This is a genomic window from Streptomyces sp. NPDC088097 (genome assembly GCF_044741845.1).
Taxonomy (GTDB): Bacteria; Actinomycetota; Actinomycetes; order Streptomycetales; family Streptomycetaceae; genus Streptomyces.
This window is the reverse complement of the sequence record NZ_JBIUTJ010000006.1, coordinates 296,660-322,344: the sequence shown is the minus strand read 5'-3', so window position 1 is coordinate 322,344 and position 25,685 is coordinate 296,660. Positions and strand designations below refer to the sequence as shown.

Annotated in this window: 24 protein-coding genes and 1 riboswitch; of the genes, 10 read left to right on the top strand and 14 right to left on the bottom strand. The window is 73.0% G+C overall.

Translation table 11 applies throughout. The annotated features are described in order from the left end of the window. Positions 1-42: 42 nt before the first annotated feature. Positions 43-984 carry a helix-turn-helix domain-containing protein gene (locus ACIOD1_RS20955; protein ID WP_365614204.1) on the bottom strand — a complete coding sequence of 314 codons (942 nt, stop codon included), beginning with the start codon at positions 982-984 and terminating at the stop codon, positions 43-45. A 119-nt stretch (positions 985-1,103) separates the two neighbouring features. On the opposite strand from ACIOD1_RS20955, the gene ACIOD1_RS20950 reads away from it, so the two are divergent. Continuing rightward, positions 1,104-1,625, top strand: coding sequence for a PaaI family thioesterase (locus tag ACIOD1_RS20950; RefSeq protein ID WP_365614201.1), 522 nt, complete (start codon positions 1,104-1,106; stop codon positions 1,623-1,625). Between the two features lie 38 nt (positions 1,626-1,663). Here ACIOD1_RS20950 and ACIOD1_RS20945 read toward each other — a convergent pair whose 3' ends face one another. Next, on the bottom strand, positions 1,664-2,908 hold the full coding sequence (locus ACIOD1_RS20945) for a cytochrome P450 (protein ID WP_401903845.1): 1,245 nt from the start codon (positions 2,906-2,908) through the stop codon (positions 1,664-1,666). 282 nt (positions 2,909-3,190) lie between these two features. On the opposite strand from ACIOD1_RS20945, the gene ACIOD1_RS20940 reads away from it, so the two are divergent. Further along, a complete protein-coding gene (locus ACIOD1_RS20940; RefSeq protein WP_365614195.1) occupies positions 3,191-4,360 on the top strand; it encodes a steroid 3-ketoacyl-CoA thiolase in 1,170 nt (389 codons plus the stop codon). A gap of 313 nt (positions 4,361-4,673) precedes the next feature. Here the strand turns inward: ACIOD1_RS20940 and ACIOD1_RS20935 are convergent, their stop codons facing one another. The 7 genes from ACIOD1_RS20935 to ACIOD1_RS20905 all read right to left on the bottom strand — a co-directional run bounded on the left by ACIOD1_RS20935 (position 4,674) and on the right by ACIOD1_RS20905 (position 12,908). Then, on the bottom strand, positions 4,674-5,117 hold the full coding sequence (locus ACIOD1_RS20935; protein ID WP_401903842.1) for a transglycosylase SLT domain-containing protein: 444 nt from the start codon (positions 5,115-5,117) through the stop codon (positions 4,674-4,676). Positions 5,118-5,434: 317 nt separating this feature from the next. After that, positions 5,435-6,313: an ECF transporter S component gene (locus ACIOD1_RS20930; protein WP_401903839.1), complete on the bottom strand. Its 879-nt coding sequence runs from the start codon at positions 6,311-6,313 to the stop codon at positions 5,435-5,437. Beyond that, a complete protein-coding gene (locus tag ACIOD1_RS20925) occupies positions 6,310-8,259 on the bottom strand; it encodes an ABC transporter ATP-binding protein (protein WP_401903837.1) in 1,950 nt (649 codons plus the stop codon). Before ACIOD1_RS20925 ends, ACIOD1_RS20930 begins: the two co-directional genes overlap by 4 nt. After that, positions 8,256-9,506, bottom strand: coding sequence for an energy-coupling factor transporter transmembrane protein EcfT (locus ACIOD1_RS20920; RefSeq protein WP_401903835.1), 1,251 nt, complete (start codon positions 9,504-9,506; stop codon positions 8,256-8,258). The genes ACIOD1_RS20925 and ACIOD1_RS20920 overlap by 4 nt, the downstream gene beginning before the upstream one ends. Continuing rightward, positions 9,503-10,234 (bottom strand): SCO2322 family protein, encoded by a 732-nt coding sequence (locus tag ACIOD1_RS20915; RefSeq protein ID WP_365614180.1) that lies wholly within the window; start codon positions 10,232-10,234, stop codon positions 9,503-9,505. The genes ACIOD1_RS20920 and ACIOD1_RS20915 overlap by 4 nt, the downstream gene beginning before the upstream one ends. Further along, on the bottom strand, positions 10,231-11,478 hold the full coding sequence (locus ACIOD1_RS20910; RefSeq protein WP_365614177.1) for a prenyltransferase/squalene oxidase repeat-containing protein: 1,248 nt from the start codon (positions 11,476-11,478) through the stop codon (positions 10,231-10,233). Before ACIOD1_RS20910 ends, ACIOD1_RS20915 begins: the two co-directional genes overlap by 4 nt. A 129-nt stretch (positions 11,479-11,607) precedes the next feature. Then, a riboswitch (cobalamin riboswitch) is annotated at positions 11,608-11,687 on the bottom strand. A 126-nt stretch (positions 11,688-11,813) separates the two neighbouring features. After that, positions 11,814-12,908 carry an MBL fold metallo-hydrolase gene (locus tag ACIOD1_RS20905; RefSeq protein WP_365614174.1) on the bottom strand — a complete coding sequence of 365 codons (1,095 nt, stop codon included), beginning with the start codon at positions 12,906-12,908 and terminating at the stop codon, positions 11,814-11,816. A gap of 229 nt (positions 12,909-13,137) precedes the next feature. Between ACIOD1_RS20905 and ACIOD1_RS20900 the strand changes: the two genes are divergently transcribed. Together ACIOD1_RS20900 and ACIOD1_RS20895 are read left to right on the top strand one after the other, a co-directional pair. Next, complete coding sequence (locus ACIOD1_RS20900) at positions 13,138-14,589, top strand: aldehyde dehydrogenase (protein ID WP_365614171.1); 1,452 nt, start codon at positions 13,138-13,140, stop codon at positions 14,587-14,589. After that, complete coding sequence (locus ACIOD1_RS20895) at positions 14,589-14,822, top strand: ferredoxin (RefSeq protein WP_365614168.1); 234 nt, start codon at positions 14,589-14,591, stop codon at positions 14,820-14,822. The genes ACIOD1_RS20900 and ACIOD1_RS20895 overlap by 1 nt, the downstream gene beginning before the upstream one ends. 518 nt (positions 14,823-15,340) lie before the next feature. Here ACIOD1_RS20895 and ACIOD1_RS20890 read toward each other — a convergent pair. Next, positions 15,341-16,372, bottom strand: a complete 1,032-nt coding sequence (locus tag ACIOD1_RS20890; protein ID WP_365614165.1) for a serine hydrolase domain-containing protein — start codon at positions 16,370-16,372, stop codon at positions 15,341-15,343. A gap of 781 nt (positions 16,373-17,153) precedes the next feature. Continuing rightward, positions 17,154-17,789 (bottom strand): TetR family transcriptional regulator, encoded by a 636-nt coding sequence (locus tag ACIOD1_RS20885; RefSeq protein ID WP_365614163.1) that lies wholly within the window; start codon positions 17,787-17,789, stop codon positions 17,154-17,156. 227 nt (positions 17,790-18,016) lie between these two features. Here ACIOD1_RS20885 and ACIOD1_RS20880 point away from each other — a divergent pair, with 227 nt between their 5' ends. The 3 genes from ACIOD1_RS20880 to ACIOD1_RS20870 all read left to right on the top strand — a co-directional run bounded on the left by ACIOD1_RS20880 (position 18,017) and on the right by ACIOD1_RS20870 (position 21,268). After that, a complete protein-coding gene (locus ACIOD1_RS20880) occupies positions 18,017-19,354 on the top strand; it encodes a glycosyltransferase family 4 protein (RefSeq protein WP_365614160.1) in 1,338 nt (445 codons plus the stop codon). Positions 19,355-19,427: 73 nt separating this feature from the next. After that, the gene (locus ACIOD1_RS20875; RefSeq protein WP_365614158.1) at positions 19,428-20,162 is read left to right on the top strand and encodes a class I SAM-dependent methyltransferase; all 735 of its coding nucleotides are present in this window, start codon (positions 19,428-19,430) and stop codon (positions 20,160-20,162) included. After that, complete coding sequence (locus ACIOD1_RS20870; RefSeq protein WP_401903832.1) at positions 20,159-21,268, top strand: prenyltransferase; 1,110 nt, start codon at positions 20,159-20,161, stop codon at positions 21,266-21,268. The genes ACIOD1_RS20875 and ACIOD1_RS20870 overlap by 4 nt, the downstream gene beginning before the upstream one ends. Before the next feature lie 113 nt (positions 21,269-21,381). Here the strand turns inward: ACIOD1_RS20870 and ACIOD1_RS20865 are convergent, their stop codons facing one another. Then, the gene (locus ACIOD1_RS20865; protein WP_365614152.1) at positions 21,382-21,696 is read right to left on the bottom strand and encodes a hypothetical protein; all 315 of its coding nucleotides are present in this window, start codon (positions 21,694-21,696) and stop codon (positions 21,382-21,384) included. 113 nt (positions 21,697-21,809) lie between these two features. Here ACIOD1_RS20865 and ACIOD1_RS20860 point away from each other — a divergent pair, with 113 nt between their 5' ends. Both ACIOD1_RS20860 and ACIOD1_RS20855 read left to right on the top strand, forming a co-directional pair. Beyond that, the gene (locus ACIOD1_RS20860) at positions 21,810-22,451 is read left to right on the top strand and encodes a hypothetical protein (protein ID WP_365614149.1); all 642 of its coding nucleotides are present in this window, start codon (positions 21,810-21,812) and stop codon (positions 22,449-22,451) included. A 141-nt stretch (positions 22,452-22,592) separates the two neighbouring features. Continuing rightward, a complete protein-coding gene (locus ACIOD1_RS20855; RefSeq protein ID WP_401903829.1) occupies positions 22,593-22,985 on the top strand; it encodes a hypothetical protein in 393 nt (130 codons plus the stop codon). Between the two features lie 24 nt (positions 22,986-23,009). On the opposite strand, the gene ACIOD1_RS20850 is transcribed toward ACIOD1_RS20855, so the two are convergent. After that, complete coding sequence (locus ACIOD1_RS20850) at positions 23,010-23,996, bottom strand: helix-turn-helix transcriptional regulator (protein ID WP_401903827.1); 987 nt, start codon at positions 23,994-23,996, stop codon at positions 23,010-23,012. A gap of 109 nt (positions 23,997-24,105) precedes the next feature. Here ACIOD1_RS20850 and ACIOD1_RS20845 point away from each other — a divergent pair, with 109 nt between their 5' ends. Further along, positions 24,106-24,510, top strand: a complete 405-nt coding sequence (locus ACIOD1_RS20845; RefSeq protein WP_365614140.1) for a VOC family protein — start codon at positions 24,106-24,108, stop codon at positions 24,508-24,510. A 23-nt stretch (positions 24,511-24,533) separates the two neighbouring features. On the opposite strand, the gene ACIOD1_RS20840 is transcribed toward ACIOD1_RS20845, so the two are convergent. Next, positions 24,534-25,544, bottom strand: a complete 1,011-nt coding sequence (locus ACIOD1_RS20840) for an LLM class F420-dependent oxidoreductase (RefSeq protein WP_365614137.1) — start codon at positions 25,542-25,544, stop codon at positions 24,534-24,536. Positions 25,545-25,685: the final 141 nt, after the last annotated feature.

Here is a 25,685-nt window from a genome sequence, read left to right as displayed (position 1 = left end):
ACCCCGGCGTGAGGAGCGCGCCCCCGGCGTGAGTCGGGCGTCCTACGCCCGCGGCGCGGAGCGGCGGCGCAGGAGGGCGCGCAACGGGCCCGGGCTCTCGTACCCCACCCGTCGGGCCACCGCCGTCAGCGGGAGCCCGGTGGCCAGCAGGTGTTCCGCCTGCTCGACGCGCAGGTCCTGCACCAGGCGGAGCGGGGAGACGCCCAGGGAGCGCGCCATGGTGCGCTGGAGGGTGCGCTCGCTGACGCCGAGGTCGTGGGCGGCGTCGGCGATCGAGAGGGGCTCGGCCATGCGGGCCCGTACCCACTCCTCGAAGGCGGCGACCAGCGGATCGTGGCGGGCCATGGCGCTCGGGATCATGTACGCGGCCTGCGAGGCCCGGTCGTCGACCACGAGGTAGCGCCGCACCAGGGCGGCCAGCGCCGGACTGCGCCCGCCTACGAGGGACAGTGCCAGGTCGAGGTGGCCGAAGGCCGCGCCGGCGGTGGTGACACCGTCGCAGGTCGTCACCATCCGGGTCTCCTCCACCGTCACCGCGCGGTAGCGCTCGCGGAACACGGGAGCCAGCCACCAACTGGTGGTGGCCCGGAGCCCGTCGAGGACCCCGGACTCGGCGAGGAGGAACGTGCCGGTGCAGGAGGTCGCCAGCGGGGTGCGCCGCTCCCGCGCCTCGACGAGCAGCCGGCGCGCGGCGCGGTGCGCGGGCGAGGCCACGGTCTCCAGCAGGACGCCGGGGCGCCGTTCCCTCAGGGCCGGTACGACCAGCAACCCCGCGTCGGCGGCCACCGCGAGGGGTTCGGTGTCGATCCGGTGGCCCAGGCCGGTGCGGATCCGCCGCCGGACGCCGACCGTACGGATGTCGAAGGCGGGCGGCGCGGCCCCGGCGAGCTGTCCGCGCAGGGCGTTGGCGGTGTGCAGCACGTCGAGGACGGCCGAGATCCCGGAGTCGAAGACCCCGTCGAGGGCCAGGACGGCGATTCTCACGGGCCCACGGTAACGGGTCGGTCGGGCGTGTCGTCGTGCTGTCGCGCTGTCGGAATCGATGCGCGAACCGCCGGATCCGACACTCGCGGCCGCCCCCGCCGCTGCCTAGGGTCGGTGACATGAACCCGTACGAGACCGAGGCCCCCGAGGCCCTGCGCACCCGCACGCACACCTGGCGACCGCGCCCCGAAGTCACCCCCGAAATCATGGCCATGAGCGGACGGGAGATCCTGGAGGCGGCCCTCAAGGGGACCTTGCCGGCCGCCTCCGTCATGAGCACCCTCGGGTTTCGGCTCACCGAGGTGGGGGAGGGCTTCACCGTCTTCGAGGGGGACCCGGGCGATCACCTGCTCAACCCCATGGGTACGGTCCACGGCGGATTCCTCGCCACCCTGCTGGACTCGGCGCTGGGCTCGGCCGTGATGACGCGGCTGCCGGCCGGGACCGCGTACACCACCGTCCAGCTCGGCGTGCACATGATCCGCCCGGTCCTCGCGGACACCCCGACCCTGCGGTGCGAGGGCACCGCCCTGCACGTGGGCCGCACCACGGCCACCGCCGAGGCCCGCGTGGTGGGCACCCACGACGGCAAGCTGTACGCCCACGGGACGACGACCTGCGCGATCCTGCGCGCGGGCTGAGCGGCGGGGGTCGCGCAGGTCGTCGTCCCGGCGGCGGGTCAGCCGTTGCCGACCCGGAGTTCCTTGATGCCGTTCAGCCAGGCCGCGCGCAGTCGGCGCGGGCCCGGGCCGACGAGCCGCAGGTCGGGCAGGGTGTCGGCGAGGGCGTTGAAGATCAGATCGATCTCCATGACGGCCAGGGACTTGCCGAGGCAGAAGTGCGGTCCGCCGCCGCCGAAGCCGAGGTGGGGGTTCGGGTCGCGGGTGATGTCGAAGGACTCCGGGTTCTCGAAGACCTCCGGGTCGTGGTTGGCCGAGGAGTAGAACATCCCGACCCGGTCGCCGGCCGAGATCTTCTGCCCGCCCAGTTCGGTGTCCTGGGTGGCGGTCCGCTGGAAGGACACCACCGGGGTGGCCCAGCGGACGATCTCCTCCGCGGTCGTCGAGGGCCGGGTCGCCTTGTACAGCTCCCACTGCTCGGGGTGGGTGAGGAAGGCGTGCATGCCGTGGCTGATGGCGTTGCGCGTGGTCTCGTTGCCCGCGACCGCCAGCAGCAGCACGAAGAAGCCGAACTCGTCGGAGCCCAGGTTGCCCTGACCCTCCGCCGCCACCAGCTGCGTGACGATGTCCTTGGCGGGGCACTCCTTGCGCGCGGCCGCCAGGTTCATCGCGTACCCGATGAGTTCCACCGCCGCGTTGGCGCCGACCTCTTCGGTGATCGCGTACTCCGGGTCGTCGTAGGCGATCATCTTGTTCGACCAGTCGAAGATCCGGGAACGGTCCTCCTGCGGTACGCCGATCAGCTCGGCGATGGCCTGGAGGGGGAGTTCGCAGGCGACCTGCGTGACGAAGTCGAAGGAGCCGTCGGCGCAGGCGGCCGAGGCCTCCTCGACGATCCGCCGGGCCCGGTCGCGCAGGGCCTGCTCCAGGCCGCGGATGGCGCGGGGGGTGAAGCCCCGCTGCACGATCTGGCGTACCCGGGTGTGTTCGGGCGGGTCCATGTTCAGCATGATCAGGCGCTGGGCATCTATCGCATCGCGCGGGATGTGCTCGTTGAACCGGATGATCGCCGTGTTGGTGGTGGAGGAGAACAGTTCCGGGTGGGTGGACACGTACTTGACGTCCGCGTGCCGGGTGACGGCCCAGTAGCCCTCGTCGTCGAAGCCGGTGATGCCGCGTCGCTGCGGGCACCACCACACGGGGGCGGTCTGCCGAAGCTGCGCGAACTCCGGGAAGGGGACCCGGTCTTGGAGCAGGTCGGGGTCGGTGGCGTCGAAGCCTTCGGGCAGCACGGGGCAGGGCATCGGGCGACTCCAGAGTCTGACGGCCCATCAGATGTTGGCTCGAAGGTAATAACGAGTTCTACAAGTGACAAGGGTCCGCGCGCCACCTGTTGCGTGTGGAATCCGTGGAGCCGCGTGCAAGACCCTTGCGTGCCGGGGCCTCAGGTCATAAGACTGCGGGAGAGAACTAGAACGCGTACTAGTTAGGGCTGGTTGGGGCGGGGCCGCCGGGACGGGCCCGCCGCGCAGGCGTGCTGTGCCGTGCAGCAGTACGGACACAGCTGTGCAGGAGAGGACGAGCTCATGGCCGCGGAACCCGTCATCGTCGAAGCCGTACGCACCCCCATCGGGAAACGCGGGGGAGCCCTGGCGAACCTCCATCCCGCCTACCTGCTCGGCGAGACCTACCGCGAACTCCTCGCCCGCACCGGCATCCAGCCCGACTGCGTCGAGCAGGTCGTCGGCGGCACCGTCACCCACGCCGGCGAACAGTCGATGAACCCGGCGCGCACCGCCTGGCTCGCCATGGGACTGCCCTACGAGACCGCCGCGACCACCGTGGACTGTCAGTGCGGCAGCTCTCAGCAGGCCAACCACATGGTCGCCAACATGATCTCGGGCGGGGTCATCGACATCGGCATCGCCTGCGGGGTCGAGGCGATGAGTCGCGTCCCGCTGGGCTCGGGGTCCAAGCACGGCCCGGGCAAGCCCTTCCCGGACGAGTGGAACGTGGACCTCCCGAACCAGTTCGAGGCCGCCGAGCGCATCGCCCGTCACCGGGGCCTCACCCGCCAGGACGTCGACACGCTGGGCGTGCTCTCCCAGGAGCGGGCCGCGGCCGCCTGGGCCGAGGAACGCTTCAAGCGCGAGACCTTCGCCGTGCAGGTGCCGACCACCGAGGCCGAGCAGGCCGCCGGGCAGGGTATGTGGCGACTGGTCGACCGGGACGAGGGCCTGCGGGACACCAACATGGAGGGCCTGGCCCGGCTCAAGCCGGTCATGCCGACGGCCGTGCACACCGCCGGGAACTCCTCGCAGATATCCGACGGGGCCGCCGCGGTGATGTGGGCCTCGCGGAAGATGGCGCGCGCCCTCAAGCTGCGCCCGCGCGCCCGCATCGTCGCCCAGGCGCTGGTCGGCTCCGACCCGCACTTCCACCTGGACGGGCCGATCGACGCCACCCGGGCCGTGCTGGGCAAGGCGGGCATGTCCCTGAGGGACATCGACCTGGTCGAGATCAACGAGGCCTTCGCCTCCGTCGTCCTCAGCTGGGCCCAGGTCTTCGACCAGGACCTGGAGAAGGTCAACGTCAACGGTGGCGGCATCGCGCTCGGCCACCCCGTCGGCGCCACCGGCGCCCGGCTGATCACCACCGCGCTGCACGAGCTGGAACGGCGCGACAAGGAGTTCGCGCTGATCACCATGTGCGCCGGCGGCGCGCTGGCGACGGGCACGATCATCCAGCGCCTCTAGGCCCCGTCGCCTCGTGGCGGCCGGTTACGGTCGCCGCGCAACGGACCCAGTGGGATGGGAAGCCGAAGGCCCCGGGGGCCGGACCTGGGGAGGTCGGCCGTCGGGGCCTTCGCATGTCTGTGCGTATGCGTGTGTTCGGCTGCTGCGGGTGGTGCCTGTGCTGCCGGGGTGCTGCGGGTGCTGCGGGTGTGACGGGCGCGGCGCGTGGTCAGCCGGCGCCCGGGGTGGTGCGGGTGGCGCCGGTGTTGCCGGCGGCGCCGGTCGTGCTTCGGGTGGTGCTCACTGCCACTGGTCGTGGGTGCCGTGGGTCGGCTTAGTACCAGTGGTGGGACTGCCAGAAGTTCCAGGCGCCGACGGGGCTGCCGTAGCGGGAGTTCATGTAGTCCAGGCCCCACTTGATCTGGGTGGCCGGGTTGGTCTTCCAGTCCGAGCCCGCCGAGGACATCTTGGAGGCGGGGAGGGCCTGGACCAGGCCGTAGGCGCCGGAGGCGGAGTTCGTGGCGGTGTGGTTCCAGCCGGACTCGCGGGTCACGATCTTGTTGAAGGCCGCGAACTGCGCCGGGTCCTTGATCATCTGCTGGGCGATCGCCTTGGCGCTCGTCGGGGCGGCCTGGGCGGGGGCGGTGGCCAGCATGGAACCGGCGACACCGAGCGCGAGGACGGTGCCGGCGAGGGCCTTCTTGGAAGCGGCGATGCGGCGGATGACGGTGTGCGACACGGATGAACCTTTCACAGGGGACAAGGGGCGTCGCGGCATGCCGAGGACATGCGTGAGCCACTCACGCGAAGGAGAGGGGTTCGTCGGCGGGGAGTCGGATCCGTTCCGGAGGAGCTGATCCGTTCCTGCCGCCTTGCGACTCATCCAGTTCTACAGACGCCCCGACGGCCTGGCAACGAGCCCTCTTACTAGTGGCCCTCGCAGTCGGGGCGGAACGGCCCCCCACCCGGCGGGTGGGTGTTCGCGCAGGTGGGGGCCCGTTCTCAAGGCCGCGTAAAGGACCTTCTGGGACTACGATCCCGGTTCGTATGTGACGTGGGTCCTGTGGGGCGGGTCACCGGTGAGGGCCCCGGATCTCACCCTGCGTGGCGGACCGTATCCCTTTCGAGGGGGTGGTTGCCGCCTGCTTCCGCCCCGGAATCGAAGGAGACGGGCGCGTCGAACGCGGCCTTTCGCGTGGCTCGGCGCAGCGCCTTGAGCAGGGTGGCCCCGACGGTCAGGGTCAGGACGACGGTGAGGGCGGCCCGCCCCAGGTCCCAGCCCAGCGAGGTCGCCGCGCAGTACGCGACGAAGCGCGCCAGGTTCTCCGCCACCGGGTCGCCCGGGTGGAAGGAGATGCCCTGGCCCATGCCCTGGAGGATGACCCAGCCCTGGAGGTTCATGATCGCGCCGTACGCGAAGGAGCCGACGAACCCGTACGCCGCGAGCATCGCCGGCTCGGCCCGACCGCGGATCCGCGCGGGCCCGGGCAGCAGCCCGGCGCCCAGCGAGAACCAGCCCAGGGCCAGCATCTGGAACGGCATCCACGGCCCGACCCCGCCCGTGAGCAGGGCGGACGCGAACATCGTGACGGAGCCCAGGACGAAGCCGAAGCCGGGGCCGAGGACGCGACCGCTGAGCACCATCAGGAAGAACATGGGCTCCAGCCCGGCGGTGCCGGCGCCCAACGGTCTGAGGGCCGCCCCGACGGCCGCGAGCACGCCGAGCATCGCGACGGCCTTGGCGTCCATGCCCTGGTCGGCGATGGTCGCGACGACGACCGCGACGAGGAGCGGGAGCAGCGCGGCGAAGAGCCAGGGGGCGTCCTGGGAGTGCGCCAGGCCGGACTGCCGGTCGGCGAGCAGGGGCCAGCCGAAGGCGGCGACGCCGATGAGGGTGACGAGGATCAGGGCCGCGGCGGCGCGGGGGCCGATGCGGAGGGGGCGGGTGGTGTTGGGGGTGGCGGGGTGGGTCATCCGGGCTCCCCTGCTGGTAGGGGGGAGCCCGCGAGGGCGGCGGCCACCTGGGACACCGTGAGCCAGTGGCCCGGGGCGAGGATCTTGGCCACCTGCGGGGCGAAGGCGGGGGAGGAGACGACCACCTCGGCCGTCGGACCGTCCGCGACGATCTCGCCGCCGGCCAGGATCACCACCCGGTGCGCCAGCTCGGCGGCCAGCTCCACGTCGTGCGTGGCCAGCACGATGGCGTGCCCGTCGGCGGCGAGCGCGCGCAGCAGCTCGACCAGGCGGGCCTTGGCGGAGTAGTCCAGGCCGCGGGTGGGCTCGTCGAGGAGCAGCAGGGCGGGCCGGCCGGTCAGCACCAGTGCGAGGGCCAGGGTCAGGCGCTGTCCCTCGGACAGGTCCCGGGGGTGGGTGTCGTCCGGTACGCCGGGGAGCAGGGCGCTGACCAGATCGCGGCAGGTGCCGGGGGCGGCGCCGGCGTCGGAGTCGGCGGCGGCGCATTCGGCGGCGACGGTGTCGGCGTAGAGGAGGTCGCGGGGTTCCTGGGGGACCAGGCCGACCCGGCGGACCATCTCCCCGGGCGGGGTGCGGTGCGGGGCGACGCCGCCGACGGTCACCTCGCCGGTGGTGGGCGGGAGCGTGCCGACGAGCGCGGCGAGCAGCGTGGACTTGCCGGCGCCGTTGCGGCCCATGAGGGCGACGGTTTCGCCGGGGGCGACGGTGAGGGTGATGTCGCGGAGCACCTCGGTGCGGGCGCGGCGGATGCCGAGGGCGGTGGCCCGGGCGGCGTCTGCTGCGCGGGGGGTGGGGTGGGTGGGCGGCGCGGGCGGCGCCGTGCGGCGGAGCAGACGGGAGAGCAGGCCGGGCTTGCCCTGGTCGGGCGTGGGCGGCTTGCCCTGGTCGGGCGTGGGGGTGGGGGTGGGCGTGGGGGTGGGCGTGGGGCTCGGGGCGGGGCCTTGGCCCGGGCCGGGGGTAGGGGCGCTGCCGGGTGCGGGTGCGGGTGCGGGTGCGGGGGCGCTGCGCGCGGCTTTCTCCCCGCCCCGCCCCTTCCCGAAACCGGGCTCTGCCCGGACCCGCGCCTCAAACGCCGGCGGGGCTGGAAGGGCGGCGGTGCCGGGTGGCGGGGTGGGGTGGGCGGCGGCGAGGGGGGAGAGGTGGGTGTGGAGGGGGGTGGAGAGGCGGCGGGCGTCGCGGATGGAGAGGGGGAGGGGGGACCAGCCCGCCAGCCGGCCCAGGGCCACCACCGGGGGGTGGACGGGGGAGAGGGCCATGATCTCCGCCGGGGTGCCGAGGACGGGGGCCGCGCCCGGGGAGGGGAGGAGCAGGACCCGGTCCGCGTACTGGACCACCCGCTCCAGGCGGTGTTCCGCCATCAGCACGGTCGTCCCGAGGTCGTGCACCAGCCGCTGGAGCACCGCCAGGACCTCCTCCGCGGCCGCCGGGTCCAACGCGGACGTCGGCTCGTCCAGCACCAGGACCCGGGGGTGCGGGGTCAGGACCGAGCCGATCGCGACCCGCTGCTGCTGGCCCCCCGACAGGGTGGCGATCGGACGGTCGCGCAGTTCGTTGAGGCCCAGCAGGTCGAGGGTCTCCTCCACCCGGCGGCGCATGACGGAAGGGGCCAGGCCCAGGGACTCCATGCCGTACGCCAGCTCGTCCTCCACCACGTCCGTCACGAAGTGCGCCGGCGGGTCCTGCCCGACCGTGCCCACCACGTCCGCCAGCTCCCTCGGCAGGTGGGTCCGGGTGTCGCGGCCCGCGACCGTCACCCGCCCGCGCAGGGTGCCCCCCGTGAAGTGCGGGACCAGCCCGCAGACGGCGCCGAGCAGAGTGGACTTGCCGACCCCCGACGGGCCGACGAGGAGGGTCAGCTCCCCTTCCGGAAGGGTGAAGTCCGCATCGCGGAGGGAGGGACGGTCGGCGCCGTCGTACGTCACCGACACCTGCTCGAAGCGGATCACTGTGCAGACTCCTTGGGGGGTACGGGGGCCACGAACGCCGGCAGCAGGCCGATCAGGATCGCCGCCGCGGGCCACAGCGGCAGTGAGGGCGCGACCAGCGGCACCACACCCGGCCGCAACCCCTCCGGGTCCACCGACCCGGCGTGGATCAACAGGGCCGCGACCACCGCCCCCGAACCGGCGACCAGCCACGCCCGCACCCCCCACCGGTCCGGCCGGTAACGGGTCCGGAGGCTGCGCCGGCCCCCCAGCCGCAGCCCCGCGAGGGCCAGCACCAGGCCGATGCCGAGGACGGGCAGCCCGAACGCGGCGCCCTCCGCCGCGAGCAGCCCGTACGTGCCCGCGCACATGCCGAGCAGGCCGCCGAGGGTGAGGGCGTTGGTGGTGTGCCGGACGGCGGGCGGGACGTGCGCGGTCCGACCGTAGCCGCGCGCGTCCATCGAGGCGGCCACGGCCACGGAACGCTCCAGGGCCCCCTCCAACACGGGCAGGCCGATCTGGAGGACGGCCCGCACCCCGCCCGTCGGGCGCCCGCGCAGCCGTCGGGCGGTGCGCAGGCGGGCCACGTCGGCGACCATGTTCGGCGCGAAGGTCATGGCCACGACCACCGCCACGCCCGCCTCGTACAGGGCGGCGGGCAGCGACTTCAGCAGTCGCGCCGGATTGGCCAGGGCGTTGGCGGCGCCGACGCACACCAGCAGCGTGGCGAGCTTCGCCCCGTCGTAGAAGGCGAAGACCAGCTGCTCGGCGGTGACCCGACCGCCGAAGCGGATGCCCTGCGCCCAGGCCGGCAGGGGAAGCTCGGGCAGGGTGAAGAGGAGGTGCGCGCCCGGGATGGGGGAGCCGAGCAGCATGGAGAAGACGAGGCGCAGCCCGATCACGAAGAGCCCGAGCTTGAGGAAGGCCCCGTAGGAACGCGACCAGGGCGCGTCCGTGCGGCGGGCGGCGACCACGTAACCGGCGACGCCGACGATGAGCCCGAGCAGCAGCGGATTGGTGGTCCGCGAGGCGGCGGTGGCCAGCCCGAGGGCCCACAGCCACCAGGCCCCGGCGTGCAGGGCGTTGCCCCGGCTCGCTTCGGGAGCGTGCCAGGACCTGTCCTTCTTCTCGTACGTCGGCCCGTGCGGGCGCCCACCGGCCCCACCGGCCCCGGTCCGGGCCGGGGCCCGTCGCGCGGGCGGCACGCCCCGACCGGCGGGACCCGCCCCGGGCGGGCCGGGCCGGGGGGTGTCCGCGCGAGCCGTCATCGCCTGCGGCGGCGGGACTGCCAGACGCCGGCCGCGCCGAGGGCCGCCACCGCCGCGACGCCCGCGAGCAGCCCGGCGGACGGACCGGAGGACGGACCGGAGGACGAGTCGGCCGTGGCCGAGTCGGGGCCGGCCGGTGCCGATGCCGCCGGCGACGGCTTCGTCCCGGAACCGGAACCGGAACCGGAGGCGGGGTCGGAGTCGGCGAGGGGTTCGCCGCAGCCCGACTTCGGATAGCCGGACACCCCGCACAGCAGCGCGGCGCTGTTGTAGCGCAGCGGCTTCGCCACCGAGGCGAGGGCCTCGGCGGCGGTGGCGTCGGGGGCCACCTGGGCACAGGCGGTGCGCGGGCCCTCCTGCGGCGGGCTCTCACCGCCGGGGGCCTCCTCGGGGAGCCCGAAGTCGACGACCAGCGCGACCCGCTTCCTGCCGGCCGCGGGGGCGGTGCCCGAGCAGACGGCGTCGAAGTCGGCGGCGGCGCGCGGCCGGGCCGCCTCCGCCGCCGCGTCCTTGCTGACGGAGAAGCGGAAGCCGACGGTCTTGCCGTCCGCGGGGCGGGCCGTGGACGGGCCCTGGGTGGCGTACGCCCACTGGCCGCCGGCGCCGTCCCAGAACGACCAGTAGCGGTAGCTCGCCGCCAGGGCCGGGGAGGCGGCGAGCAGGGTCAGCAGTACGCCCACCAGGCCCAGGACCACGGCCGCCGGGGTGCGCGGACGGCGGCGGCTCACAGCTGGTTCTTCTTGCGGCGACCGCTCAGGAGGATGCCGATGCCCATGCCGGCCGCGGCGCCCGCGCCGACGATCCACCAGATGTTCTGGTTGCCGGAGCCCTCGCCCTTCTCGCTCTCCACCGCCTGCGGCTCGGAGTCCGCCGCCTGCGGGGCGGGGCCGGTCGCGTTCAGCGCGGAGACGAGGTCGGCGCCGCCGAAGGCCTTCGGGTCGGTGCCGGTGGCGTGCGCGACGAGGACCAGGGTGGCCAGCGCGGCCGGGTTGCCCTGGGACCACTGCGCGGAGTTCTTCTCCAGCCACTCCAGGGCGGCCGTCGCGGACTGGCGGTGCCCGGCCGCGGCCAGGGCGATCACGGCGTCGGCGGTGTTGCCGGTGTCGGCGGTGGGCTGGTCGGCGCCCGGGGTGAGCGCCGTCAGGTGGCCGTCCTTCTTCAGGGCCTCGGCCAGGTGGCCGGCCGCGCCCTGGGCCGCGGCGGCCGGGTCGCCGGCGCCGGCCGGGCAGGGCAGCGCGGCGGCGGGGGTGTCGGTGCCGGCGGGCTCCACGAGGATGCCCTTGCCGAGGCCGGCCAGCGCGGCGGCGGCCGTGGCGTCGGCGTTGGCGGGGAGCTTGCCGTCGGCCGGCTGGTACCCGAAGGCGCCCCGGTCGGCGGCCGGCTCGGTGGCGCAGCCCAGCTGGAAGGAGAGGAGGCCGTCGTAGGCCGACTTGCCGGCCTTCGACTTCACCTCGGCGGGCTTCTCGCCCGCCACGGCGAGGGCGCTGATCACGATCGAGGTGGAACTGCCCTCGCTGGGGGAGCCCGGGACGTAGGACCAGCCGCCGTCCTCGTTCTGGACGGACTTCAGCCAGTCCACGGCCTTCTTGACCGTGGCGTCCTGGCCGCCGACGGCCTTGAGGGACTGCACGGCCACGGCGGTGGCGTTGGTGTCGAGCATCGTCGTCGCGTCGCAGGCCTTCGCCGCGTCCGCGCGGAAGGAGGCGAAGCCGCCGTTCTCGCACTGCTGGCCGACGAGCCACTGGACGGCGCTCGGCGCGGGCTTCGCGCCGACGGTCTGCTGGGCGAGCAGCGCGAGCGACTGGCGCCACACGCCGTCGTACGTCGGATCGGCCTTGCCGAACAGGCCCGAGGGGACCACCGGGGGCGCGGACGGGGAGGGCGGCGCGGTGTCGGCGAGGGCTGCGGGGGCGGCACCCACGCAGAGCACGGCGGAGGCGGCGAGCGCGGCGGCGCTGCGGCGGACGTTCATGGGGGGCGGGTGCCTCTCGTGCTGGGGAGCGGGAGGCAGGCACGCGCAGGCACCGGGCTCCGGCTCCGTATACCTCGACGGTGCCGGCCGCCGGAGGCCCCGGCGGCACGAGCCGCGCACTCCGGTACGGGGCATTCCGGCTCCCCGGCCCGCCGGGGCGGGATCGGGTCACGGTTGCGGGTCAGCGCCGGAATCGCACCGGCTTCCCCCCGCCCGGAAGTGTGGACGACGGGCCCACTCTACCGGCCCGTAGCCCACCGGAGCCGGGGCGCCGGCGGGGGGTGCCCCTTACCCGGCACGCCCCGCGCCCGAGTGCTCCGCCCCGACGGCACGGCCTACAGCGGCCGGTACTCCACCGGGTCGGTGCCCGGCACCGCCTCCGCGCGGCCCTGCTTCACCAGCCGGCGCAGGTGTGCCTCCGCTTCGGAGACGGCGATGTTCCGGGAGCCGTACGGGATCTGCTCCCAGGGGCGGTTCCACTCCATCCGCTCCGCGAGCTGCCAGGGCGTCAGGGGCTCGGCGGCCAGCAGCGACCGCAAGCCGACGAGGCGCTCCTCGTGGTGGTCGAGCAGCTCCCGCACGCGGGCGGGAGCGTCGGTGAAGGCGTACTGGTGGGCCGGGAGCACCTCGGCGGGGCCGAGGCGGCCGACGCGTTCGAGGGAGTCGAGGTAGTCGCCGAGGGGGTCGGTGACCTGCTCGTCGGAGGGGTCCTCGTAGAGGCCGATGTGGGGGGAGATCCCGGGGAGGAGGTGGTCCCCGGAGAAGAGGCGGCCGTTCCCGGGGAGGTGCGCCGGGTGCTCCTCCTCCAGGTGCAGGCAGACGTGGCCGGGGGTGTGCCCGGGGGTCCAGATCGCGCGCAGCCGGCGCCCGGCGAGGGGCAGCAGCTCGCCGGGGACGATCTCCCGGTCGGGGACGGCCGCCCGCAGGCCGGGCAGGGTCCGCAGCCGGCCGGCCGCGCGGGCGGCGCGCAGCGGGGCGAGGTGTTCCTCGGGGGCGCCGGCGAGGGCCAGCTTCTCGCTCATGTAGTCGTACCAGACGCCCGGCTCGGCGGACCGGGTCCGTACGACGACCTCGGTGTCGGCGGCGTGCATCGCGATCCAGGCCCCCGAGGCCTCCCGGACCTGTCCGGACAGACCGTGGTGGTCGGGGTGGTGGTGGGTGATGAGGACCCCGTGCACGTCGGTGACCGCGATGCCGAGGGCGTCGAGGCCGGCGGCGAGGGCGTCCCAGGAGGTGGGGTCGTCCCAGCCGGTGTCGATGAGGACGGGCCCGCGGTCGGTGTCGAGGACGTGGACCAGGGTGTGGCCGAGGGGGTTGTCGGGGATCGGGACCTTGATGCTCCAGACGCCTCCGCCGTGGTCGGTGACCTGGGCGTCGGTGGCCTGTGAGGTGTTGTGGGGTGCGCTGTCTTGGGTGTTGTCCTGCCGCATGAGATCCCTGGCCCCTCTGAGCAACAACGAGAACCTGTTCCACTAGTCGCCCAAGTCGACCATCTCCGCGTTCTCCTGACTAGTCGCAACCGGCAGCCGGATCTTCTCCGTTGCTCTCGGTTCCTCTCGGTTCTTCTGGGATCGTCCCGCTCATCACGTCACGGCCGTGGACTCCTCTAACTAGAACTGGTATCAGTTCTGAAACGCCAAGCCCCAGGAGGCATCAGCGATGACCGAGCTCGTGGACCACGGACAACTGTTCATCGGCGGGGAATGGACGGATCCGCTGGGCACCGACACCATCCGGATCGTCTCGCCCCACACCGAGCAGGTCATCGGCAGCGTCCCGCACGCCTCCCGCGCCGACGTGGACCGCGCCGTCGCCGTTGCCCGCAAGGCCTTCGACGAGGGCCCCTGGCCCCGCACCTCCCTGGAGGAGCGGATCGCCGTCGTCACCCGGATCAAGGACGCCATCGCCGTCCGCCACGAGGAGATAGCCCGCTCCATCAGCTCCCAGAACGGCTCCCCGTACTCCTGGAGCATCCTCGCGCAGGCCCTCGGCGCGATGATGGTCTACGACTCCGCCATCAAGGTCGCCACCGCGTTCCCCTACGAGGAACGCCGTCAGGGCGCGCTCGGGCCGATCCTCGTGCGCCGCGAGCCGGTGGGAGTGGTCGCCGCCGTCATCCCCTGGAACGTCCCGCAGTTCGTCGCCGCGGCGAAACTGGCACCGGCGCTGCTCAGCGGCTGCACGGTGATCCTCAAGCCCTCGCCGGAAGCCCCGCTCGACTCCTACATCCTGGCCGACATCGCACGCGAGGCCGGACTGCCCGAGGGTGTGCTGTCGATCCTGCCCGCCGACCGGGAGGTCAGCGAATACCTCGTCGGCCACCCCGGCATCGACAAGGTGTCCTTCACCGGGTCCGTCGCCGCCGGCCGACGGGTCATGGAGGTCGCCGCCCGCAATCTGACCCGGGTCACCCTCGAACTCGGCGGCAAGTCCGCCGCCGTGATCCTGCCCGACGCCGACCTGGAGTCCGCCGTCGCCGGGATCGTCCCGGCCGCCTGGATGAACAACGGTCAGGCCTGCGTGGCCCAGACCCGCATCCTCGCCCCGCGCAGCCGCTACGGGGAGGTCGCCGAGGCCCTCGCCGCCGCCGCCGGAGCGCTGGTGGTGGGCGACCCGCTGGACCCGGCCACACAGCTCGGCCCGCTCGTCGCGCAGCGCCAGCAGCAACGCTCGCTGGACTACATCCGCATCGGCCAGGAGGAGGGCGCCAAGGTCCTCACCGGTGGCGGACGCCCGGCCGGCCTGGAGCGCGGCTGGTACGTCGAGCCCACCCTCTTCGGCGACGTCGACAACTCGATGCGGATCGCCCGCGAGGAGATCTTCGGCCCGGTCGTCTGCCTGATCCCCTACGGGGACGAGGCGGAGGCGCTCCGGGTGGCCAACGAATCCGAGTTCGGGCTGAGCGGCAGCGTGTGGACCGCCGACGTCGAGCACGGCATCGACTTCGCGCGCGGCGTGCGCACCGGCACGTTCAACGTGAACACCTTCAGCCTCGACATGCTCGGCCCGTTCGGCGGCTACAAGAACAGCGGCCTCGGGAGGGAGTTCGGGCCGGAGGGGCTGAGCGAGTACCTGGAGCACAAGATGATCCACCTTCCGGCCGGTGCCTGATGGGGGACCGCTGGCAGATCGAGGTGGACCGGAAGGTCTGCATCGGCTCGGGCATGTGCGTGAACCACGCCCCGGACGGCTTCGCCCTCGATTCCGCCCGCCAGTCCCACCCGCGGGCGTCGGAGGCGGACGCGAGCGAGCCGGTCCTGACGGCGGCCGAAGGCTGCCCGGTGGAGGCCATCCTGATCACCCTGGCCGCCACGGGGGAGCCCGTCTTCCCGCCGGAGGATTAGGGGCGGGGTCGGGGTCGGGGCTGGGTGGGGCGGGGGCTGCGGGGGAACCTCGGCGGGGTGTGTGCGGGGCGGGCTCTCGGAAGGTTTGGGGGTTTCCCGCCAGTCCACTGTCCTTCCGTGCCGGTCCGGTCCCTCAAGGGCGCTCCTTCGTCGCGTCGCTACGCGATGGAGCTGCGCTCCACCCTTGACCGACCGGCCCGTCACGGAATGCCAAAGACTGTCGGGAAGCCCCCAAAAGAACGGGCTGGTCTGAAGTGACGAGGAGCGGGTCCGTCAGGGGCGATGGGGCGGGCGCTTCGGCCGGCAGGCCGGGCATTCGGGTCCCTCGCAGAACCTTTCAGGACTCGGCTCGGACTACTCCACACCTGCGGTTGATCAGGACACCCGAACGGGACCTGGGGCGCATCAGATCGCTACGTACTCCCACTCGGCTTGGCGGCTGCGACCCGGCTGGGGCTGGGCATAGGCCGCATGAGGCCTCTCCTGTCTCGCTCGGTTCAGCGGGTGGCGGCTCGTCGTCACTTGCGGCAGAGGGCCGTGTCGACGAGGGCTTGGGCGTGTGTGGAGGCGTCGGGGGTGGGGGGCATGTTGGCGGTGACGGCGACCGCCGCCGCCCGGCCGTCGTCGGTGGCGCCCGTCTTGGTGCCGTAGCCGGGGGTGTCACCGCCGTGGCCCCACTGGAGACCGCCGCAGCTCAGGGGGATGCTGAACAGGCCCAGTCCGAAGCGCATGCCGGGCTCGTAACCGGCTCCTTCGGGGGCCTTGATCGTGGTGCGCATCTCGGCGAGTTGGGCGGGCTTCAGGAGCTTGCCGCCGACGAGCGCGCCGAAGAAGCGGTTGAGGTCGGAGGGGGTGGAGATCAGCTGCCCCGCCGACCAGCCCCAGGAGGGGTCCAGCTCGGTGATGTCTTCCAGCGGGCTGCCGAATTCGGCAGCGTGGTAGCCCCTGGGGTGGGCCTCGCGGATGCCTTCCTCGCCCACGTCGGGGAAGTACGTGTGACGCAGGCCGATGCGCTTGATCACGCGCTGGGTGATCTGCTCGGCCACCGGTCGCCCGGTGACCTTCTCGATGAGCAGGCCGGCCAGTATGTAGTTGGTGTTGCTGTACGAGACGCTGGTCCCGGGTGCGAACTCGGCCTCGTGGGCCAGTGCCACGTCGAGGAGGGCGCGGGGCTGGTAGTAGGTGTGACGGCCCTCACCCATGATGGCGTCCAGCATGAACCGTGTGTAGTTGGGCAACCCGCTGGTGTGCTGGAGCAGTTGGCGCACCGTGATGTTCCGGCCGTCGATGCCTTCGCCCCGGACGAGGTCGGGCAGGTACTGCTCGATGGGCGCGTCCAGGGAGATCTTTCCCTCGCCGACGAGTTGGAGGACGACGGTGGCGGTGAAGGTCTTCGTGTTGCTGCCGACCCGCACCTGCCCGTCGACCGGCACCTTCGCCTTGGTCTTCAGATCGGCGACCCCCGCGGTGTAGTTGCGGACGCGCCCGTCCCGGTCCGTCGTCGCGGCCATGGCCGCCGGATAGCGGTCCTCCCGGACCAGTCGTTCCACGTCTTGGCGTACGACGTCACCCGAACCCCGCGCCACCGCTGACGCGGGTACCGCACCCCCCACGGCCAAGACGGCCACCAGGACCGCCAGCCCCCTTCGTGCCACAACTCGCCCACGCCGCTCGTTCGTTACCTCGTCTGATCGCATGTCCCGAGGCTAGGAATCGGACCCACCTCCCCACATCGCCCGCCGGCACGAGGACCCAGGTCCCCCTTCCGTCCCAGCCCAGGACCACAGTCCCCCCTCAACCCTGACGGCCCGCAGTCGCCAAGCCGACCGGGATGCGCGATGCCTCATGCGGTCTATGTCCAGCCCCAGCCGGGTCGCAGTCGCCAAGCCGAGTGGCAGTGCGTAGCGATCCGATGCGCCCCCGGTCCCCTTCCACTGTCCTGATCAACCGCCGGTGTGGAGAAGTCCGAGCCGAGTCCTGAAAGGTTCTGCGAGGGACCCGAATGCCCGGCCTGCCGGCCGAAGCGCCCGCCCCATCGCCCCTGACGGACCCGCTCCTCGTCACTTCAGACCAGCCCGTTCTTTTGGGGGCTTCCCGACAGTCTTTGGCATTCCGTGACGGGCCGGTCGGTCAAGGGTGGAGCGCAGCGAAATCGCGTAGCGACGCGACGAAGGAGCGCCCTTGAGGGACCGGACCGGCACGGAAGGACAGTGGACTGGCGGGAAACCCCCAAACGTTCCGAGAGCCCGCCCGACACGCACCCCGCCGAGGTTCCCCCCCGACCCCGACCCCGACCCCGACCCCGACCTCGACCCCGCCCCCCCGATGGGATCAGGACTTTTCCGGGGACGTCAGGTCGATGAGGCGGCAGACCGTTTCGATGTCGATCTTGACCTGGGCGATCGAGGCGCGGCCCGAGAGCCAGGTGATCAGGGCCGAGTGCCAGGTGTGCTCGATGACGCGGACCGCCGAGAGCTGTTCCGCCGTCGGCGGGGCGTCCAGGCCCATCGCGTCCAGGATGATGGCCGTCGTCAGGCGGGAGACCGTGTCCACCTCGGGGCTGACGCTGCGGTCCGCGAAGGTCAGGGCCCTGACCATGGCGTCCGCCAGGTGCGGTTCGCGCTGGAGCGCCCGGAACGCCCGCATCAGGGTTTCCGCGACCCGCTCGGCCGGGTCCTCGGAGGCCGGCGGGCGTTTGCGGAGGGTGGTGTGCATGTGCTGGAGCTGGTCCTGCATGGTCGCCACCAGCAGGTGCACCTTGGAGGGGAAGTATCGGTACAGGGTGCCGAGGGCCACGCTGGAGGACTCCGCGACCTCCCGCATCTGGACCGCGTCGAAGCCGCCCCGGCTCGCCAGCTGGGCGCTCGCGTGCAGGATCCGCCGGCGGCGGGCCTCCTGTCGTTCCGTCAGGGGAGGGGACGCCGGTGTGCTCGCCGATGTCGTGACGGCCTTCGCTTCCGCTGTCATGTGTCCCGTTCCTGGCGTTCCGTGTCGGTGCGGTGGCTGTTTCCGGGATGCTCCGGAGGTCAGCATGGCAGGCGCCCGAGCCGTGGCGCGAATCACCTGCTTGGCCTCTTACGGTGTGGTTTCCGGCCGGTAGATTCAATGGTCTTCAACGGATCAAGTGTGAAACTTGTTCTACATTATCCGAGCGGTTACGCTCCGGCGAAAGTGCAGGGAGAAGGGGGCCGAGAGTGACCGCTGAGGCCATGGTGACGAGCCCTTTCGCGGGTTCCGCCGCCGACGGCGACCGCCCGTTGCGCATCGCACTCCTCACTTATAAGGGGAACCCGTTCTGCGGCGGCCAGGGCGTCTACGTCCGGCACCTCTCGCGGGAGCTCGTGAAGCTCGGGCACAGCGTCGAGGTCATCGGGGCGCAGCCCTATCCCGTGCTCGACACGGGCGCCACGCTCACCGAACTGGCGAGCCTGGACCTCTACCGCAGCCCCGACCCCTTCCGCACCCCCAAGCGCGACGAGTACCGGGACTGGATCGACGCCCTGGAAGTCGCGACCATGTGGACCGGCGGCTTTCCCGAGCCCCTGACGTTCTCCCTGCGGGCGCGGCGCCATCTGCGCTCCCGAGCCGGTGAGTTCGACGTCATCCACGACAACCAGACCCTCGGCTACGGACTGCTGGGCTCTCTCGGCGCACCCCTGGTGACGACGATCCACCACCCCATCACCGTCGACCGCAAGCTCGACCTCGCCGCCGCCAAGGACCGCAAGAAGCGGCTCTCGGTGCGCCGTTGGTACGGCTTCACGCGCATGCAGGGCCGCGTCGCCCGCCGGCTGTCCTCCGTGCTCACCGTCTCCGGCTCCTCGCAGGCGGAGATCGCCGAGCACCTGGGCGTGCGCGACGAGCGCATCCACGTCGTCCACATCGGCGCCGACACCGACCTGTGGTCGCCCGACGCCTCCGTGGCCGAGGTGCCCGGGCGGATCGTGACGACCTCCAGCGCGGACGTCCCCCTCAAGGGCCTGGTGCACCTCGTCGAGGCGCTCGCGAAGCTCCGTACCGAGCGGCCCGAGGCGCACCTCGTCGTCGTCGGCAAGCGCGCCGAGAGCGGGCCGGTCGCCCGCGCGATCGAGAAGTACGACCTCCAGGACGCGGTGCGCTTCGTCAAGGGCATCACCGACGCCGAGCTCGTCGACCTCGTGCGCGGCGCGCAGGTCGCCTGCGTGCCGTCGCTCTACGAGGGCTTCTCGCTCCCGGCGGCCGAGGCCATGGCCACCGGCACGCCCCTGGTGGCCACCACCGGCGGGGCCATCCCCGAGGTGACCGGGCCCGACGGTCAGACCTGCCTGGCCGTGCCGCCCGGTGACGCGGGGGCGCTGGCCGCCGCGTTGGGCCGGCTGCTCGGCGACGCTGACCTGCGCGCCCGGCTCGGGGCCGCGGGCCGCGAGCGGGTCCTGGCCCGCTTCACCTGGGCCAAGGCCGCCGAGGGAACCGTCCGGTACTACCGGGCCGCGATCGAGCGGGCCGAGGCCCGCCGTACCGCCGGCAGAGGCGGCAGCGGCACCACCCGGTGACCCCTCGACCCGTGCGCCACCGACCACACCCCCGTCCCACTCCTCACCCCCGCGACCGCGAAGGCAGGACCCCGTGCTGACCGTCGATTTCTCCCGGTTCCCGCTCGCCGCAGGCGACCGCGTACTCGACCTGGGCTGCGGCGCAGGCCGGCACGCCTTCGAGTGCTACCGGCGCGGCGCCCAAGTGGTCGCCGTGGACCGCAACGGCGAGGAGATCCGCGAGGTCGCCAAGTGGTTCGCCGCGATGAAGGAGGCCGGAGAGGCCCCCGCGGGCGCCACGGCCACCGCCATGGAGGGCGACGCCCTCGCGCTGCCCTTCCCCGACGAGTCCTTCGACGTCGTCATCATCTCCGAGGTGATGGAGCACATCCCCGACGACAAGGGCGTGCTCGCGGAGATGGTCCGCGTCCTGAAGCCGGGCGGCCGCATAGCGATCACCGTTCCGCGCTACGGTCCCGAGAAGATTTGCTGGACGCTCTCGGACGCCTACCACGAGGTCGAGGGCGGCCACATCCGCATCTACAAGGCGGACGAGCTGCTCGGCAAGATGGAGGCCGCCGGCCTCAAGCCGTACGGCACCCACCACGCGCACGGCCTGCACTCGCCGTACTGGTGGCTCAAGTGCGCCTTCGGCGTGGACAACGACAAGGCGCTCCCGGTGAAGGCGTACCACAAGCTCCTGGTCTGGGACATCATGAAGAAGCCCCTGGCCACCCGCCTCGCCGAGCAGGCCCTGAACCCGGTCATCGGCAAGAGCTTCGTGGCGTACGCGACCAAGCCCCACCTCCCCGTCGGCGCCGCCCAGTGAGCTCTCCCGGGAGCGCCGGCCGGACCCCGCCCGAGGTGCCCGAACACCTGGTCCTGGACGGGGTCCTGACCGCCGAGCAGGCCGCGCTGACGGTGGCCGGGATCCTCGACGGGCAGCGCGCCGACGGGGCCATACCGTGGTTCCGCGGTCACCACCTCGACCCGTGGGACCACACGGAGGCGGCCATGGCCCTGGACACGGCGGGCGCGCACGAGTCCGCCGAGCGGGCCTACGACTGGCTCGCGCGCCACCAGAACAAGGACGGCTCCTGGTACGCCGCCTACGCGGACCGGCCGGACGGGGTCGACACCGAGCGGCCGCAGGACGCGAGCCGCGAGTCCAACTTCACCGCGTACATCGCCGTCGGCGTCTGGCACCACTACCTGGCCACCGGGGACGACTCCTTCCTGGACCGCATGTGGCCGGCGGTGTTCGCGGCGGTGGAGTTCGTCCTCGCCCTCCAGCAGCCGGGCGGCGAGATCGGCTGGAAGCGGGAGGCCGACGGCTCGGCCGTCACCGACGCCCTCCTGACGGGCTCCTCCTCCATCCACCAGGCCCTGCGCTGCGCCCTGGCCATCGCCGACCACCGCGGAGAGCCGCAGCCCGACTGGGAGTTGGCCACGGGCGCGCTCGCGCACGCCGTGCGCCACCACCCGGAGCGGTTCCTCGACAAGTCCCACTACTCGATGGACTGGTACTACCCGGTCCTCGGCGGGGCGGTGACCGGACCGCAGGCCAAGGCCCGCATCGAGGGGCGCTGGGAGGAGTTCGTCGTCCCGGACCTCGGGGTGCGGTGCGTGCTGCCGAACCCGTGGGTGACGGGCGGGGAGTCCTGCGAACTGGCGCTGGCCCTGTGGGTGACGGGGGAGTCGGACCGCGCCCTGGAGGTGCTCCGCTCGATCGGCCACCTGCGTGCCGACAACGGCATGTACTGGACGGGCTACGTGTTCGAGGACGACGCGTTCTGGCCGGTCGAGCAGACCACCTGGACGGCGGGGTCCCTGCTGCTCGCGGTGGCGGCGATGGGCGGGGACGAGGCGACCTGTGACGTGTTCGGCGGCCTGGCCCTGCCGGTCGGCCTGGAGCCGGACTGCTGCCAGGTCTGACCGCGGGGCCGGGCGCGTCAGGCCGGGCGCGCCGGGATCGGCCGCGCCGGGATCGGCCGCGTGACGACGGCGCGTACGGACCCCGGGGAGGGAGGAACCGTACGCGCCGGGGCTCAGCTGCGGGCCAGGCGGCCCGCGACGGCGTGGCCGATGAACAGGTAGAGGGCGGCGGCCAGACCGTAGCCGATCACGACCTGGACCCAGTCCCGGTCGAAGGTGAAGAGGTCGTACGACCAGCCGGCGAGCCAATCGGCGCAGTCGTGCACGAAGGCGACCAGGGAGTTGCCCTGGTTGGCGTCCAGCAGCCACAGCAGGATCCACAGGACGATCAGGAAGGCGGCCACGTCCGCCACCAAGGCGATGACCCTGGCCACCGGATTGCCTCCACGGGAATGTGCGCGGGTACGTGCTCGGGTGTAGGGGGACATGTCAAGCGTGTTGCCGCGTCGGCGCGCCGTAAACCCGTACGGGGCCTCCCGAGTGGCGGACGCGGACCGGCCGGGCGAGGCTGCGGGGGACACCCCCGTCCCCGGAGGAAATCGTGTCCACTTCCAGAACTTCCCGACTGCGTCGGGCCCTGACGGCCCTGATCCTGTCCACGGCGCTGGTCGCCGGAGCCACCGCCTGCGGCAACGGCGGGAGCGCCAAGGCCCAGAGCGAGGAGGTCTCGGTCTCCTCGGCCGCCGACCTGGCGGCCTTGGCCGCCGCCGAACCGGCTGCCGCCCAGGAGGACGAGTTGGCGGCGGCGACACCCTCGCCGAGCACCTCCGCCGAGAAGGAGAAGTTCGCCAAGACGCGCTTCGTCGCCAACGCCGGGCTCGCGGCCGGCGCGACGTACCAGTGGATCGTCAAGCCGTACCAGGCGGGCAAGTTCAAGAAGGGCGCGAAGGGCCGTACGTTCGCGCTGATCAAGGCCGGTCTGGCGGGTGCCTTCGCCTACAACCGGCTCAAGGCCGCCGTGGGCAACGCCAAGGGCGACCCGCTGCTGTCGAAGGCCGTGGCCCCGCTGACGGCGGGCATCGAGTCCCTCAAGGGGCTCGGCACCAAGCTCCGCAAGGGGCAGGCGGGTGACGCCGACATCAGCTCCTTCCAGGACGTGATCAACGGAGTCAAGGAAGCGGGCAAGAGCGCGGGCGCCCCGGTGGTCGACAAGGTCCCGAGCGCGTCCCAGCTGGGCGGATAGCCCTTCGGGCGCCCCCGTGGCGCCCCGGACGACGCGTGCGAAGCCGCCGTACCGAGACCCGGTGCGGCGGCTTCGGCGTCCGCCGGGCGGCTCGGGCCGCTCGGCGGGCCCGTGCGGGACCGCCCTGATTCAATGGTCCACGTGATCGAGTTCGTAATGTTCGCCCTCCTGGCCGGCGGCGCCGGTTGGCTGTTCCGCCGCAAGCACCTGAAGCGGCAGGCCGCCGGGAGCCCCGCCGGGATCCCCGGCATGGCCCGCCACCCGGCGGGCACGGGCCGCTGGCGGGCGGGTCGGGTGCACGTCGCCCCGGACACCGGTCCCCGCTGGGAGCCGCAGCGCGGCCCGGTCGTGGCCCTGGCCGGGGCGCGCGCCACCGACCTGCGGGTGCCCTCCGTGCGCGAGGGCATCGCCATCAACCCCGGCTCGCGGATCGTGACCTGCGCCCTCCCCGACGGCGGGAGCGTCGAGATCGCCGTGATGCCGCTGGACGTGCGCGAACTCCTGGAGGCCGTGCCCCAGGCGCAGACGCCCTAGGGCGGAACGCCCTGGCGTCGGCCGTCAGGCCTGGCGGGCGCGGGACAGGAGGCGGTCGGCGAACGCGATGACGAGGTCGCGCAGTTCGTCGGGGCGCTCGATGACGAACGGCCGGTCGAGCGAGGCGAGTACGGGCGGCAACCAGTCGAGCGCCTCCACCCGGAGTTCGACGCGCAGCCAGGGCTCGGCCTCCGGATCCGCGCCCGCCGCCCGGGCGGGCTCTTCCAGGACCGCCACGGCGGCCGGAAGGCGGGCGCGGACGTGCTCCACCGTCCCCCGGATCCGCAAGGTCACCTCGTACCGGTACTCCGCCGTGGCGAACCCGGACAGCACGCGCCGGGCCGGATCGAGTCCGTCGGGCGTCTCGAACGAGCCGGGCAGGACCCTCGCGCCCGCGACGCGGTCCAGCCGGAAGGTCCGGTCCTCGCCGATCGCGGGGTCCGCGCCCGTGACGTACCACCGGCCCGAGTGGGCGACGATCCCGTACGCGTGCAGCAGGCGTTCGCCGCGTCGCCCGTTGCGGTCGGTGTACCTGATCGAGAGCGGTCGTCGGTGACGCACCGCGTCGGCGACGGTGAGCAGGACCTCGGCGTCCGGATGCGCGAACCCGCCGGGCGGAGCCGTGAAGGCGAGGGATTCCAGGACCGCGTCGAGCCTGCGGGCCAGGCGCTCGGGCAGCACCCGGCGGATCTTGGCCGCCGCCGTCCCGCTCGCGGTGTCCGCCGTCGTCAGGCCCGTCCGGAGGCCGACGAGCAGGCCGAGCAGGGCGGCGAGCGCCTCGTCGTCGCTGAGCATGAGCGGGGGCAGGCGGTATCCGGCGGCGAGCCGGTACCCGCCGTAGCGGCCCCGGACCGCTTCCACCGGCACGTCGAGGTCGATCAGGTGGTCCACGTACCGCCGCACGGTCCGCCCGTCGACGCCGAGCCGGTCGGCGAGTTCGGCCACCGTCCGGATGCCGCCGGACTGCAACAGCGCCAGGAGGGCCAGCACGCGCACGGTGGGTCGGGACATGAGTGGGAGCCTAACGTGCATACCGGGCGGGATCTGTCCGGTATTGCTCCTAGCCTGCGGAGTACGGCCACCGCGACGAGCGGCGGCCCCGCCACCCCGGGAGAACACCATGGACTTCGTTTCGATCCGCGTCGTCACCGGCGACGTCGCGCGCCTCGTCGCGTTCTACGAGAGGGCCACGGGGGCGCCGGCGATCTGGGCCACGGAGGACTTCGCCGAACTCCGTACCCCGGGCGCCACCCTCGCCGTCGCGAGCACCCGCACCGTCCCGCTGTTCGCTCCGGGGTCGGCCCGCCCGGCGGACAACCACAGCGTGATCATCGAATTCCTCGTCGACGACGTGGACCGCGTGCACGAGGACCTGACCGGCTTCGTCGATGCGTTCGTGAGCGGGCCCACGACCCTGCCCTGGGGCAACCGGTCGCTGCTCCTGCGCGACCCCGACGGCAACCTCGTCAACTTCTTCACCCCGGTCACCCCGGCCGCCGTCGAGAAGTTCGCCCGTGTGCGGTGACCCGGGATCCGGGTGCCTTCGCCCTACGCGTTCAGTTCCGCCAGGACCCGCAGGGTGTGCGGGTCGGGGGCGGTGAGGAGGAGGTCGGTGACCGGGCCCTTGCGCCACAGCTCCAGGCGCTCCGCGATCCGCTCGCGCGGCCCGATCAGGGAGATCTCGTCGGCGAACGCGTCCGGGACGGCCAGCACCGCCTCCTCCTTGCGCCCGGCCAGGAACAGTTCCTGGATGCGGTGGGCCTCCTCCTCGTACCCCATCCGCCCCATGAGGTCGGCGTGGAAGTTGCGGGCGGCGTGGCCCATGCCGCCGATGTAGAAGCCGAGCATCGCCTTGACGGGGAGCAGCCCCTCGGTGACGTCGTCGCAGACGGCGGCGCGGGCCATCGGGGCGATCATGAACCCCTCGGGGAGGTCGGTCAGCGAGGCCTGGTAGACGTCGGTGCGGCTCGGCGACCAGTACAGCGGGAGCCAGCCGTCGGCGATCCGGGTGGTCTGGGCGATGTTCTTCGGCCCCTCGGCGCCCAGCAGGATCGGCAGGTCCGCGCGCAGCGGGTGGGTGATGGGCTTGAGGGGCTTGCCGATGCCGGTGCCGTCCGCGCCCCGGTACGGGTGGCTGTGGAAGCGGCCGTCGAGTGCGACGGGGCCCTCGCGGCGCAGCACCTGGCGGATGAGGTCCACGTACTCCCGCGTCGCGGTGAGTGGGCTCGCGGGGAAGGGGCGCCCGTACCAGCCCTCGACCACCTGGGGGCCCGACAGGCCCAGGCCCAGCATCATCCGGCCGCCGGACAGGTGGTCCAGGGTGAGGGCGTGCATGGCGGTGGCGGTGGGGGTGCGGGCGGCCATCTGGGCGATGGCGGTGCCGAGGCGGATGCGTGAGGTGTGCGCCGCGATCCAGGTGAGCGGGGTGAAGGCGTCGGAGCCCCAGGCCTCGGCGGTCCACACGGAGTCGTAGCCGAGGCGCTCGGCCTCGGTGGCGAGTTCGAGGTGGGCCGGGGTGGGGCCGCGTCCCCAGTAGCCGAGTGCGAGTCCGAGGCGCATGGGGGTCCCCTTCGCGAGGTGGTGTCCGGAGTCGAGCCCGAGGGCGTGCCCGTCGAGCCACTCATCTGACGCTGCGTCAGGTGACTGTAGGCCACGCGGACCCCGCCCGGAAGTGCCACGGCCCCCTGCCCGTGAGGACAG